The sequence below is a fragment of the Sphingobacterium sp. SYP-B4668 genome (assembly GCF_027627455.1).
In the GTDB taxonomy this organism is placed as follows: domain Bacteria; phylum Bacteroidota; class Bacteroidia; order Sphingobacteriales; family Sphingobacteriaceae; genus Sphingobacterium.
The window spans coordinates 4,704,260-4,718,086 of the sequence record NZ_CP115483.1 but is presented as its reverse complement, the minus strand read 5'-3'; the positions used below and the strand labels follow the sequence as shown (position 1 = coordinate 4,718,086).

13 protein-coding genes and 1 tRNA gene are annotated in these 13,827 nt (G+C 42.1%); 2 read left to right on the top strand and 12 right to left on the bottom strand.

What is annotated here, in order from left to right:
* Positions 1-26: 26 nt before the first annotated feature.
* The 8 genes from mnhG to acs all read right to left on the bottom strand — a co-directional run bounded on the left by mnhG (position 27) and on the right by acs (position 8,002).
* The gene (gene mnhG, locus OQ289_RS19350) at positions 27-389 is read right to left on the bottom strand and encodes a monovalent cation/H(+) antiporter subunit G (protein ID WP_033565453.1); all 363 of its coding nucleotides are present in this window, start codon (positions 387-389) and stop codon (positions 27-29) included.
* On the bottom strand, positions 382-657 hold the full coding sequence (locus tag OQ289_RS19345) for a monovalent cation/H+ antiporter complex subunit F (protein ID WP_033565452.1): 276 nt from the start codon (positions 655-657) through the stop codon (positions 382-384). Before OQ289_RS19345 ends, mnhG begins: the two co-directional genes overlap by 8 nt.
* Positions 654-1,130 carry a Na+/H+ antiporter subunit E gene (locus OQ289_RS19340; RefSeq protein WP_033565451.1) on the bottom strand — a complete coding sequence of 159 codons (477 nt, stop codon included), beginning with the start codon at positions 1,128-1,130 and terminating at the stop codon, positions 654-656. Before OQ289_RS19340 ends, OQ289_RS19345 begins: the two co-directional genes overlap by 4 nt.
* 44 nt (positions 1,131-1,174) lie before the next feature.
* Positions 1,175-2,677, bottom strand: a complete 1,503-nt coding sequence (locus tag OQ289_RS19335; protein ID WP_270088393.1) for a proton-conducting transporter transmembrane domain-containing protein — start codon at positions 2,675-2,677, stop codon at positions 1,175-1,177.
* On the bottom strand, positions 2,674-3,030 hold the full coding sequence (locus OQ289_RS19330) for a Na+/H+ antiporter subunit C (RefSeq protein WP_033565449.1): 357 nt from the start codon (positions 3,028-3,030) through the stop codon (positions 2,674-2,676). The genes OQ289_RS19335 and OQ289_RS19330 overlap by 4 nt, the downstream gene beginning before the upstream one ends.
* A 1-nt stretch (position 3,031) precedes the next feature.
* Entirely contained in the window at positions 3,032-3,445 is a 414-nt protein-coding gene (locus OQ289_RS19325; RefSeq protein ID WP_033565448.1) for a Na+/H+ antiporter subunit B, read from the bottom strand.
* A gap of 109 nt (positions 3,446-3,554) precedes the next feature.
* Positions 3,555-5,864, bottom strand: a complete 2,310-nt coding sequence (locus OQ289_RS19320; protein WP_270088392.1) for a putative monovalent cation/H+ antiporter subunit A — start codon at positions 5,862-5,864, stop codon at positions 3,555-3,557.
* Between the two features lie 221 nt (positions 5,865-6,085).
* Positions 6,086-8,002 carry an acetate--CoA ligase gene (gene acs / locus OQ289_RS19315; RefSeq protein WP_052144249.1) on the bottom strand — a complete coding sequence of 639 codons (1,917 nt, stop codon included), beginning with the start codon at positions 8,000-8,002 and terminating at the stop codon, positions 6,086-6,088.
* 202 nt (positions 8,003-8,204) lie between these two features.
* Here acs and OQ289_RS19310 point away from each other — a divergent pair, with 202 nt between their 5' ends.
* The gene (locus OQ289_RS19310) at positions 8,205-9,074 is read left to right on the top strand and encodes a hypothetical protein (protein ID WP_270088391.1); all 870 of its coding nucleotides are present in this window, start codon (positions 8,205-8,207) and stop codon (positions 9,072-9,074) included.
* On the opposite strand, the gene OQ289_RS19305 is transcribed toward OQ289_RS19310, so the two are convergent.
* From OQ289_RS19305 to OQ289_RS19290, 4 genes are all read right to left on the bottom strand, one after another.
* Positions 9,033-9,998: an NAD(P)-dependent oxidoreductase gene (locus OQ289_RS19305; protein WP_270088390.1), complete on the bottom strand. Its 966-nt coding sequence runs from the start codon at positions 9,996-9,998 to the stop codon at positions 9,033-9,035. The two genes, OQ289_RS19310 and OQ289_RS19305, sit on opposite strands and share 42 nt — an antisense overlap.
* Positions 9,995-11,155 (bottom strand): FAD-dependent monooxygenase, encoded by a 1,161-nt coding sequence (locus tag OQ289_RS19300; RefSeq protein ID WP_270088389.1) that lies wholly within the window; start codon positions 11,153-11,155, stop codon positions 9,995-9,997. Before OQ289_RS19300 ends, OQ289_RS19305 begins: the two co-directional genes overlap by 4 nt.
* Before the next feature lie 11 nt (positions 11,156-11,166).
* Entirely contained in the window at positions 11,167-11,946 is a 780-nt protein-coding gene (gene rsmA, locus OQ289_RS19295) for a 16S rRNA (adenine(1518)-N(6)/adenine(1519)-N(6))-dimethyltransferase RsmA (protein ID WP_270088388.1), read from the bottom strand.
* A gap of 180 nt (positions 11,947-12,126) precedes the next feature.
* Positions 12,127-12,200: transfer RNA gene (locus OQ289_RS19290), tRNA-Ala, on the bottom strand.
* 481 nt (positions 12,201-12,681) lie between these two features.
* Between OQ289_RS19290 and pdxA the strand changes: the two genes are divergently transcribed.
* Positions 12,682-13,737, top strand: coding sequence for a 4-hydroxythreonine-4-phosphate dehydrogenase PdxA (gene pdxA, locus OQ289_RS19285; RefSeq protein WP_033565441.1), 1,056 nt, complete (start codon positions 12,682-12,684; stop codon positions 13,735-13,737).
* Positions 13,738-13,827 lie beyond the last annotated feature (90 nt).

Genomic DNA, 13,827 nt, shown 5'->3' with positions numbered 1-13,827 from the left:
TGGGGGCGCTCTTTTTGGGCTGCCCCTTATTCTTTCTCGTCGCCCTTTAGCTCATGAGTCTCATCGTCATATTTCCCTTTGAGTTCATCAATGATGGTGCCTTTCCACAACGGAGTATGGGTGATGTACGCCGCTCGTCCGATCATATGGGCTGCAACTGGTGCTGTCAGTACCAGAAAAAAAGTAATCGCGATGGCTTTGGTCGTCACCGATACATCTGGAAAGATAATCGCTGTGCATAATAAGAGTAGACCTACTCCAAGTGTCGCCGCTTTGACGGTAACAGACAGTCGTAGATAGAAATCCGGCATCCTAAGGATACCAATAGCCGCAAATAGGATGGCTAGGGCACCGATAGTGCTAAAAATAGCCAAGAATGTATCAGTCATGATGGTCTTTTTTTTCAATATAGTAAGCAAAGGCGACCGTGCCTAGAAAGGCGATCAGCGCAAGGATAATGGCCACATCCAACAAGACCTCCTGTCCTGTTCGGATGCTATACACCGTGATGATACCGATACCAATGGTGATAATCAGGTCCAAAGCAATCACACGATCCACAATGTTGGGACCCTTGTATAAGCGTATGAACGTCAGAATAACCGAAATAGTCAGTATCGGTAGTATAATATAATCAAAATAAGTAGCTAGCGTCATCGTATAATTTCTAATAATCTCCTTTCAAAACCATTCTTGATCTGTTCGATGAATCGGTCTTTGTCCTTCAGATACATCACGTGGATGTACAGGGATTTTTTATCTTCACTCACGTCCATAATCAATGTGCCCGGTGTCAGGGAAATGACCATGGAGAGTAGGTTGATCTCGAAATCTGTCTTAGCATTCAATGGGTATCGTACAATCCCCGGTTTAAAAAAGTACTTGGGTGTAATCACATCATAAGCAACCTGTATATTGGCAACTATCATCTCGTATAAAAAATATAAGATAAAGCCTAATGTCTTCGGAACCCGATAGAAATATCGATGATCTGACTCATTGATATTCATAATCCAAAGGATAAAAAATCCTAATAGAAATCCAAAAAGAAAGTTGCTATAATACATCGAACCCGTCAATGCCACCCAAATAAAGGAGAGTAACAGGTTCATTAAAAAGTGCTTTATCATATCTTCTTTTTTTCTTTAAGTATAAATTTCAGTGGAATGCGATGCTATTTTCCCAATACAGCTTTTATATAGGCACTCGTATCCAACATCTCTGTCGCAATCTTATCCGACACTCTGACGATTGCTTCTGCATTCAGACCGATATAAAGTGTTGTCGTAGCCAATAGTACGATAGGGCTCACCAGCAGAATTTTTCTATAAAGCGGCAAAGGCATGAATTTGTCTTCGATATCGTCGCTATCTTTTGGGTTCTTCCAGAAGACTTCCGACCACATTTTGGCAATGACGTACAGGGTAATAAAACTTCCAATAATCACAGCTCCTATAAAGGCATATTGATGGAGCGTGAATGCATCTTGAATCAAAAATATCTTTGGCCAGAAACCAGACAATGGCGGAATCCCCACCAACGAGAAAAGTACGAGGCCAATCAATAGAGAAATCTTGGGATAGTCTTTATAAAGTCCCCCGATCTTCAGCATATCCAACGATCCCCGTAGCTGTCGGATAAGTCCTGCAATAAGGAACATATTGGTCTTCACTATGATGTCGTGTATCAGGTAAAATACGGCTCCTGTAATCGCCAATTTGCTGAACATGGCCAATCCACCAACCATAAAACCAATATGGCACACAATAAGGTACGAAAATAATCGTCGGATATTGGTCTTGGTAAGGGCACCGAAAGCGCCGGTCAGGATGGTGAGTATGGCAAGTGTCATGAGCAACGTCTTCGTAAAGGGACTAGGGATAAAGATGAGACTAAATACTCTGAACATGGCATATATACCTACCTTGGTGAGTAGGCCCCCAAATGTAGCTGCTACTGCCGATGGTGGGGTGTGGTAGGATGAAGGAAGCCAGAAATATAGCGGGAACACCGCCGATTTGATGCCAAATCCAATGATAAAGAATGACGAAGTAATTCCGACTAGGGTCTGGTCCTTGACGTTTGGAATTTTTAATGCCAGGTCCGCCATATTGAGCGACCCCGTGATGCCATACAAAATACCGATTCCTGTCAAGAAAAAAGTAGACGCCAAGATATTCATGGCCATATATTTGACCGCACCCTCCAACTGCGCCTGCCGCCCACCTAGCGTCATCAATACGAAAGAGGAAATGATGATGACCTCAAAGTAAACGTAGAGATTGAAAATGTCGCCTGTCAGAAACGCACCATGAAGGCCAAGTATCAAAAAATGGAATATAGGGAAATATCCATAACGTATACGCTGCCTGCTAATGCCGGTAGCCGAAAATATGGACACGGCCAAGCAAGCTATCGAGGTCAAGAGAACCAATGTCGTGCTCAGCATATCGGCAACAAATACAATCCCAAATGGAGCGTCCCAATTTCCAGCATTCATCGTGAGGATAGGGCCGTCATATACTTTTGCAAACAACTTGATGGCTGCTGACAATCCCAAAAAGCTTCCCAGGATACTAATGACCCGCTGAGTGGTGGTGCGTCGCCAAAACATCAACTGCACAATGGCAGTCAATAAATGGATAAAAATAGGGCTCAGTATGTAATTGTCAATCATAAATCTTCTTCTTCTGGAGTGTTCAAATCATCTAAATCATCGGTGTTGATCAATGCATATACCCTTTTTAGTAGGACAATAGCAAATGCCGTTAAACCAAAACTGATGACGATAGCGGTCAAAATAAGAGCTTGTGGAATAGGGTCTGCATAGATATCCTTGAAAACACTGAAATCGGCACCAATGACGGGTGGCTTGCCCTTTGTAATATTGCCCAATAGAAAAATCAAGATGTTGGTACCGTTACCTAGCAACATAATCCCAAGCAGGAGCTTGACCATACTACGTCGCAGGATCATATAAATCCCCGCAGCATATAGAAGCCCTATCACTACAACCAGAATCAATTCCATATTAGTCGGTATTTAGGGCTATGGTAAACAAAATGGTCAATACAACACCGATGACGACCAGGTAGACGCCAATATCAAAAAAAAGTGCCGAACCAATCATGCCGATGACGGGTATCTTTTGTTCGACCCATAAACCAGTCATGGGTGGTTTGCCCAATGCTAATGGTGCAATCATGCTGAGAAAGCTGAGGGAAAGGCCAATTGGAATCAACGATATGGGTTTGTACCGAAGTACTTTCATGGTCTGCTCGGTACCATAGGCAAAGCTATGGAGTACAAAGGCAATGGAGGCAATCAACCCGCCAACAAAGCCACCTCCGGGATAATAGTGTCCTCTCAATAGCAAGAACACCGAAAAGAGGAGAAGGATGGGAAGCAGATATCCTGCTGCTGTTTGTAAAATGGTACTTTTCATCCGTAAAATTTTTTTTGTCGTGACACCTATTTCCAGTCGGTAGGAGTAGGGCACTTATTTTTTATTCAATTTGTCGAGTTACTGATTTGAAAGAGATGCATACCTCTACTTATTCTTTTTCTGAAGATTTTAACCTCAATTTCAGTAGGCTGTAGACGCCTAAGGCTGCAATTGCCAATACAACAGTCTCAAACATCGTGTCCATACCTCGATAATCCACCAGAATGATATTCACAACATTCTTACCTTTAGCGAGTAGGTATGCATTTGCACCATAAAAATCGCTCACTACGGTATCTACAGGTTCATGAAGTACACGTAGTGCAATCAATGACAACAGGCATCCAAAACTTAGTGCGACGATGGCATCCCTAAAAAATATTTTGGGACTGACATAGTTCAGAAAAGGAGGAAGCTTGTATAGGACCAAGACAAACAGGACGGTCGATAGTGTGTCGATCGTAAACTGGGTCATGGCAAGGTCTGGAGCACTGTAGAAGACAAACATCAAGCATATGGAGTATCCAACAACACTGGTGGAAACTACAGCAGTAAGTCGTGACGATGTCGTAACGACAAGATACAAAGCTCCTATAAGGATCAGTACGATCCCGACCTCATATATACTGATGGGTGATAACTTATCATAATCAATATAGACGGGACCACTCAAAAATAATTTATAGGCCAAAAGAGCTTCGGCAAACAGAATGATCTTTAGGTGATAAGACCGCAAATAACCATTGTGTAGGGTGTGGGTATATTTGGCCGAAAAAGAGACGAATGCCTTACCGATTGACGTGAATAGGTATTCAGGCGAGATTGCCTTCAGTCGCTCAATCGTTTGGAGTTTCTTGATGTTTGGTTTATTGATGAAGAACAAGATAGTTCCTAAGGCTAGCGTGATGATACTTAAAAGCAATACGGTATTGAATCCATGCCATAATTTGAGATGAACATCTATTTTTGAACCCCATATACCTACAGCCGAAGCTTGGGTCAAGTGCTCTCCGATCCATTGCGGATAAATACCGAAGAGCAACCCCAGGATTGCTAGCACAAGAGGTGGAATCCACATTGCTTTATCGGGCAGATGTATTTTTTCGAATGAAGAGGGTAAAGTACCGGCGAATGGCCTAATTCCGGCCATGAATCCAGCAGCAACCAGACCGATGTTGGTCACTACGGCGGCTACAGTTAAGAACAATGCAAGATTGTCCTTGAAATGTAGAGTAGCTTCATAAATCAAATCCTTTCCGATGAAACCAAGGGTAAGGGGCAATCCCGCGCTGGATAGAGATGCCAAAAGCCCTGCAATAGCTACAGGAAGCAGCACTTGGCGTAAGCCTCGGAGTACAGTTATATCGCGCGTACCTGTCTCATGGTCTATAATGCCTGTAATCAAAAATAAAGTCGCTTTATAGAGTGCATGCACAAGTAGGAAAACGGAGGCTGCAATAATAGACTCTTCCGTTCCTAATCCAATAAGGAAGGTGAGGACGCCCAATGCCGAAATAGTAGAGTAGGCCAAGACGCTTTTCATATCGACGCGAAATAGCGCATGGATAGCTCCATAGAGCATGGTAATCCCCCCGATAATCAACAAAGGATAAGTCCACAGGTCGGTCCCCCCAAGAATTGGGAAAAAGCGTGCCAAGAGATAAATTCCTGCTTTGACCATGGTAGCTGAATGCAGATAAGCGGAGACAGGTGTCGGTGCTTTCATTGCTCCAGGCAACCAGAAGTGGAACGGGAACTGTGCGGATTTGGTCAGTGCTCCTATGAAAACTAATCCCAATATCAAAGGGTATAGCGGATGCTGGATAAGCGTCGCGTGTTGATCGACCAGTTCAGAGATGCTGTAAGTCCCTGCTATATTTCCCATTAATACCAAGCCTGCCAATAAAAAGAAACCTCCTAAGCCGGTTATACTCAATGCTGTCAATGCACTTTTGCGGGAGTCTTTATTTTCATTATTAAACCCAATTAGAAAGAAAGAACTAATACTGGTGAGTTCCCAAAAAATAAAAAGTAAAAAGATGTTGTCTGAAAGTACCAAGCCTAGCATCGCCGCCATGAATAGACATAGGAAGCCGAAAAATCGATCCATATTGACATAGTCTTTCATATACGAACGCGCATAGATAAAGATAGCAGTCCCTATGCCTGTAATCAAAAAAGAAAAGAGCAGCGATAGCCCATCCAAGCGAAATTGAAAGTCAATGCCAAGAGAGGGTACCCACGGAATGTGCTGATAAATAGTGTATCCTGCATTTATTGCAGGCGTATACTGTAGAAAGTATAGAAATAGGAAAAACGGTAAAAATGCGAGAATAAAACCCCATTTGGTCCTTAATAATCTACCAAATGGAACAATAAGGCTCGATGTTATAAGTCCTGATAAAACGGCAAATAGCATTTAGTCTTTGTTTAAAAGTTTTGAGTCAAACAAAATACTAAAAAAATACCGAAAAAACAGAATTTTATTGGGGTTTTCCTTTCGAATAGACCAATCCCAAGCAACAGCTCGCCCCCTTAACTTGATTTTTAACGAATATAAACGTTCACAGAATAGCAAAAGCGCATGACCGAATTTCGGTCATGCGCTTTTGCTATTCTGTAGACATTTTCTACGCGTGTCTATTTTTTAAACTCCCTAGCACCTTCCACAATCGTTTCCACAATTGTCGGGTCTTGTAGGGTAGATGTATCGCCTAAGTTGGATTCTTCGCCCTCAGCTATCTTACGCAGGATACGGCGCATAATCTTCCCAGATCTTGTCTTGGGTAGTTCAGGTACGAATTGGATGATATCCGGTTTTGCAATCGCACCTATCAGCCGGGTGATGGTCTGTAAGATATCCTTACGCGTACTTTCCGCATCGATATGGTGGTTGGCAATGACATACGCATATATTCCTTGTCCTTTCACGGCATGTGGGTATCCTACGATTGCAGATTCTACTACGTCAGAGTGCATATTGATTGCATTTTCTACCTCGGCTGTACCTATACGGTGGCCCGATACGTTTAATACATCATCGACACGTCCTGTAATTTTGTAATACCCTTCGGGACTGCGGTAGCAACCATCACCGGTGAAATACATGTTTTCGTAGGTTGCAAAATAAGTCTGTCTACATCTCTCATGGTCACCCCATGTTGTACGGAGCATACCAGGCCAAGGAAATTTAATACAAAGATTTCCAGAGACATCATTGCCTTTTATTTCTTCCCCATTCTCATCCATTAATGTAGGCTGTACACCTGGAAGTGGGAGCATGGCGTATCCCGGGATAGTCGGTGTAATACCTGCAATTGGAGTGATGAGATGACCACCGTTCTCCGTCTGCCACCATGTATCGACGATTGGCGCTTGACCTTTGCCTACTTTTTCGTCAAACCAATGCCAAGCCTCTTCATTGATTGGCTCTCCAACAGAACCTAGTGTTTTGATCGAAGACAAATCTTTCCCCTCTACAAAATCATTTCCAAAAGCCATTAATGAACGAATAGCCGTAGGAGCTGTGTATAGGATATTCACCTTGTGTTTGGCTACGATATCCCACAAGCGACCTGCATCCGGATAAGTCGGAACTCCTTCAAACATTAAAGAAGTGGCTCCTTGGGATAGCGGTCCATAGATAATGTAACTATGCCCGGTGATCCAACCGATGTCGGCAGTACAGAAATGTACATCTCCAGCTTGATATTGGAAAGTATTTGTGAACGTGTAACCCGCATATACCATGTAACCTCCGGTAGTATGTACGATACCTTTGGGTTTGCCTGTGGAGCCAGACGTATAGAGGATAAATAATGTATCTTCTGCATCCATTTCTTCAGCAGGGCAAGCAGGGTTGCCTTGTGTCTCTACTTTTTTGATTTCATCCTCCCACCATACGTCTCTGCCTTTAATCATAGATACTGGCGTGCGTGTACGTGTAAGCACGATTACCTTTTCAATTGTGTCACACTGTAACAAGGCATCATCTACTATATTCTTAAGGTCAATGGTCTTATTGCCACGGAAACTGCCATCAGAAGTAACGACGAGCTTACATTGGGCATCGTTGATACGGTCGGCAATAGATTGAGCCGAAAATCCACCGAATACAACGTTGTGGATAGCTCCAATACGAGCACAAGCCAATACGGCGATGACCAACTCAGGAACCATAGGCAAATAGATACAAACCCGATCCCCTTTACGGATGTTGTTATTTTTTAATACATTGGCGAATTGTTCCACTTTCGCAAGCAATTGCTTGTATGAAAGGATACGATGCGCCTCATTTGGGTCGTTAGGCTCCCAAATAATCGCTGGTTTATCCCCAAGGTTATAGATATGGCGATCTAAGCAATTCTCAGTAATATTAAGTTTCCCCCCCTCAAACCATTTGATCTTCGGCTCTTTAAAATTCCAATCCAGGACATTTGTCCACTTACGTTTCCAAAAAAAGTTCTCGGCAATACCCGCCCAGAATTCCTCAGGATTTTCTACACTCTTTTTGTAGGCATCTTGATATTCTTCAAATGATTTAATCTGTAGATTCATTTTTATATTGGTTTATTCTTAATTATCTCCTATGTTTATCTGAATCGGACAAATATTTATTCATATTGTCCATTCTGGATAAATGAAGCACTAATTTACTTTTTTCGCTACTAAATATCAATTTTTAAATACCTAATCACGAAATTTATGATTTACATAACACAATTGTTATTTTGTCATTACAATTTGAAATCTAGTCTGGATGCGGTTCATTAGACAGCTGTTTTATATCTCCATATATACCAATTTGCTCATTGCATGTGCAGCAATGGCACAGTGTGCTATGACTTATTTTGTCTTTGATCAAGCGATCGACTATCCGATTGTTGTGATTGAAGGAGCGGCTACACTGTTGCTTTACAACTTCAGTCTATTATGGTCTAAGCCGGTAGACCCTCAAGCGTCTAAATACGCACGCACAAAGTGGGTATTTGCACATGAATGGTTGTTATGGTTTAATGCCATCATCGCTGCTGCTGCTTTGCTGTGGTGCTTGTTTTATATTCAGCTCTGGGCAGTTTTGTTTTTGGGAGGTATAGGTGTCATCAGTGTATTGTATGGATTACCCCTATTTCGGTACGAAAATCGCAAAGTAGGGCTGAGACAACTCCCAGGAGCAAAAATCTTTCATATTGCCTTTATATGGGTATGCAGTAGTGTGGTGTTGCCCTATGTCGAATTGTATGCCGAGGGAGTACAGATTGATACAGCGTTACTCAGTAGCCTGTCGGTACTGAAGTTTTTGTTTTTAATCATATGCACCTTGCCTTTTGATATACGGGATATTGCACAGGATTCTTACTATCACTTGAAGACACTTCCCAATATGCTGGGAGAGAGAAATGCGAAGCGACTATGCTATCTTTTGCTATCGGTACACGCTATATTGCTTTTTTTTACAGATTGTAGTTGGGAAATCAAAATATCGTTGTTTTTGACCGATTTAATCATTGCGATATTCCTCCGATTCTTGGTGTTCAAGAAACAAGGACATTATCACTATACCTATCTGTTGGATTTAAGTCTTATTCTACAATTTGTGCTCGTATGGGGTGCCGTCGCTCTCTTTTAAATAGTCGATGATTTTATCGGCAACTACTTCTGATAGTTTGATGTAGCTTTCGAATGTCCAACCTGCAACGTGTGGGCTTAGTAGCACGTTGTCTCTATTGATTAAGTCACTATACCAACTTTGCTCGGCGAGAGGTGGGAATTTTTCGACGGGTAATACATCAAATGCCGCTCCGATAACTCTTCCGGTATCGAGTCCTTTCAATACAGCAGGGACATCCACTATTCCTCCACGAGCGCCCATTAAAAAGAAAATCGGTTTGCGAAAGTGGAATAAGTATTCCTCATCTATCATACCTCTTGTCTCTCTGGTCAGCGGGATGTGAAAAGAAAGGATATCTGCCTGCTTGACGACTTCCTCCATCGATACCTCGCGCGCGTATTGGTCTGAAAACCCAGTCTTATATTTATCATATGCGATTACGTTGACCTCAAATCCAGATAGCTTTTTAGCCATCGCTTGTCCGTTGTTCCCGTATCCAATAAGTGCTACTGTACGACCTTTCAGTTCGTAACCTCTATTTTCTTCTCTCCACCATCGACCATTTTGAATCTGAAGATGACCCCGATTGAGGTTGTTCATTAGACTGAGCAGCATGCCAATCATATGTTCTCCGACAGCGTCGCGATTTCCCTCCGGTGCATTGATAAGCATGATATGCTGCTGAGCAGCATAGACATCATCAATATTGTCCATGCCAGCCCCAGCTCGAGCAATGAAAGCGAGTTGGGGAGCCAATTCCATAAAAGGTTGGTCGACTTGAAATTTAGACCGAATAACCAGGCCCGTGTAACCACTTATTACCTTTTCGGCTCCAACGCGGTCCATATCTGGATAGTAATCAAATGCTATTCCATTGTTCGCAAGTTTGTGCAGTAATATCTCGTCTACGTCGTCGACAATCAATATCTTATGTACGTTCATCTTGTATTGTTTATGCTCATAAAATCAACATTCAACAGCTTATTAAGTTTGTATTGCTGTAGTCTGTTAGGGAGATTTTTCATCAGGATATTACGGGTTTTTACAAGGAAAGGGTTTTCCCATTGTGCAACCTTTCCTATCATCCAAGAGGTTTCGGTAATGTACCTGGTTCTCTTTAATCGTCTTTTTTCAAAATTGAGGAATGCCATTTGGATATTTTTCTCCTTTTTGAGCTCATCAACCAATACAGCTGCATCTTCTAATGCTTGACAAGCTCCTTGCCCCATGTTGGGAGTAGTCGCATGCGCGGCATCCCCGATGAGAAGGATGGAACCAAAGGCGAATTTCTTCAATGGTTTGATATCTATTATGTCATTCCAAATCAAGCGCTCTTCTTGGGTCGAAAGGATAATCTCTGGAATAGAAGCATGATATGCTGCAAAATGGAGATATAGGTCATGTATGCTCCAATTTTTGTGAACAGTACTATTGGCTTCCGTATTAACGCAGGCATACCAGTATATACAGTTGTTTGCCAAAGGTGTCATCCCAAAGCGCCCTCTTGCCCCCCATGTCTCGGTTCCTTTCTTCAATTGGATGTGAGTGTTATCCAGCGTGCCTCGCCAACAAGTATATCCTGAGTAGCGTGGAGTTGATGTAGGGTCTAACTGTTGACGTAGTGAAGATTTCACGCCATCGGCGATAATGAAGTACTCGGCATCAATACTACTCCCATCTTCAAAAGTGACGGTGCTGCCATTTGCATTTTGCTTCAATCTAATCGCCCGCTTGCCAAGATGTAATTGGGTGCTGGGGATTTTGGACAATAGAAATTGATGGAGATCGGCACGATGTATCGCAAAATTGCTTTGACGGTACTGTCTACTCAGGCGAGCTGTATCTGGCGAAATCAAAACATCGCCCCTCTGGTCCAAAATATTGTAGTCGGGCAGTAGGTGTCCCAATTGCAGTACCTCCGCTTGCAATCCAAGAGTGGAAAGTGCCTGCATAGCGTTTGCCGCCAAGCCAAAGCCAGCACCAATCCCTTTAAGTTCTGTCGCTGCTTCGTAAATATCTGCTTGGATGCCTATTTGGCTCAAACCAATTGCGGTGGTCAGTCCCGCTATCCCTCCTCCTATGATTGCGAAGCGCTGCATGGGCAGTTATATTAATATGTGGATGATATTTCGTTTGTTAACGTGACGAAATCAGCAACAGAAAGACGCTCAGCCCGCAGTTCGTATAGGGGATTGTCTGACATGTTCTCTTTTGTGACCACTCCAGAAAGAGAGTTGCGCAACGTTTTACGTCTTTGGTTAAAGCCGGCTTTGACCACACGCCAGAACAATTTTTCGTCGCAGTCCAACTTCTCTCGATCGTTTCTGACCATGTTGATTACGCCAGAAAGGACTTTCGGAGGTGGACTGAATGCTCCGGCTTTGACCGTAAATAAATATTTGACGTCGTAATAAGCCTGTAAGAAGACACTCAATATCCCATATTCTTTGCTTCCCGGTTTTGCTGTACAACGCTCGGCAACTTCTTTTTGAAACATACCTGTCATCTGTACGACACGATTTCGTTCGTCCAGTATCTTAAACAGGATTTGGGAAGATATATTATACGGAAAGTTCCCAATGACGGCTACCTTTGGTCCAAAATGGGCAGAGAAGTCCAAGGCTAGGAAATCTCCATGGATAAGCCGGTCGCCCAATTGTGGATATTTGTCTGCTAAAAATTCTACAGATTCGGCATCTACATCAATCATATACGTTTGATAGGTCGTATTTTGGAGTAAGAAATCAGATAGGACGCCCATTCCAGGACCTACTTCTAGTACTTTGTCAAATCCAAGTTGCGGATTCAATGCATCCACAATCTTTTGTGCTGCATTTTTGTCGTTTAAAAAGTGTTGCCCTAAATGTTTCTTTGCTCTAACCGTACTCATAGTAATCTGTTTGCTGACAAAGATAAGGATATTCAGCCTCAAGCCTATCGAGCTTCTCTTTTTTTAGGGAAAAAAGTGGGGCAACAATGAATCAAGACCAAAGCTGTCGTTTTTAGGAGGTATTATTTATAGGCATAAAAAAAGCACTTACAAATTAATGTAAGTGCTTTTTTATTTAAGTGGAGATTACCGGATTCGAACCGGTCACCTCTTGCCTGCCAGGCAAGCGCTCTAGCCAAATGAGCTAAACCCCCATTTCAGAGCGTGAAGATTGCTATTATTTATGTATTATCAAAATTTATTTTCAACAAAATATCGATATGCTTAATATCCAGTTGGTTTTAGGGTCGTACTTTCCTCTTGTGGACAGAGGGGTGTGCAATGCTCTTCCATATGGACGTAGCGGCACTTATTGGAAATGATCACAGCATTTGATATAAGCAAGAGGTTGGTTTTTATATCAAGTAAAGTTTCGTTAAGTTTACTATCGTTTTATTTGCTATTCCCGTTTTATGCTATTTCCTTTTCGAGAAGGCGGATATGGGAAATAACTTTTGTATACAATGCTTTCATTGTTGCGGAGTATATTGAAGACAATGTGTAAATTGTTTTTTTAATTTGTTCGTATGCTACTGGATTTGTTTTAATGGCACATACGAGTGTGCTGATAGCATGCGGCTCGGTTTGTGAATGCGAAGCATTTTATCTAAGTTTGGGAGGTTAAATTTACTATATATGCGTGAAAAACTAAAAATTGGTATTTCTATAGGAGATGTGAATGGAATAGGTCTAGAAGTGATTATTAAATCCTTGATGGACAGTCGTATTCTAGAGTTTTTTACGCCTATTGTTTACGGAAATACTAAAGTAGCTTCCTTTCATAGAAAGGCAATCGGTATTAATGATTTTAGTTTCAACGTGGTAAATGAACCCGATCAAGCCAATCCCAAGCGTGCCAATATGATCAATTGTTGGCAGGAGGATGTAAAGATTACCTTGGGTGAGGAGAATGAGATAGGAGGAAAATATGCTTTTCTATCTTTAGAAAAGGCTGTTGAAGATTTAAATGCCGGCAAAATAGATGCTTTAGTAACAGCACCTATCAACAAACATAATATTCAGCAAGAAGGTTTCAACTTTCCTGGACATACGGAGTATCTGCAATCAAAATGCGGTACAGATGATGTATTGATGTTTATGGTCAGTGACGAATTACGGGTAGGGGTTGTCACCGGACATATTCCTGTCAATGAGATTGCGGCTAAGATATCAGTAGATAGTATTCTGCATAAATTGAGGATGATGCACAACAGCCTAAAGACGGATTTTTGGATTCAAAAGCCAAAAATTGCCGTGCTGGGACTTAATCCGCATGCTGGTGATAATGGCCTCATTGGGACGGAAGATAGAGATATCATAAGACCTGCGATAGAAAAAGCAAATGAAGAAGGCATTTTCTGCTTTGGCCCCTATCCTGCAGACGGTTTCTTTGCTGGCGATACTTATACACAATTTGACGCCGTGCTAGCAATGTATCATGATCAGGGACTTATTCCATTTAAGCATATTGCATCCCGCACAGGGGTCAATTTTACAGCCGGACTTCCCATTGTGAGGACGTCACCCGACCACGGTACTGGCTATGACATCGCCGGTAAGAATTTGGCTTCCCATGATTCGTTTCTGGAAGCTATCTTCACAGCCTGTCATATTGTACAAAGGCGACGGGAACAAGCTGAATTGACGGCCAATCCTCTGGCTTTCCGTAAATTAAGTAAAGATCGCGATTAATAGTTGCTCAGAATATAGCATTGTCCAAAAGCGATGCTGTATACTTGTCCATCAATCTCGTTGATTTATAATAAATTTCCTTACTTTTGC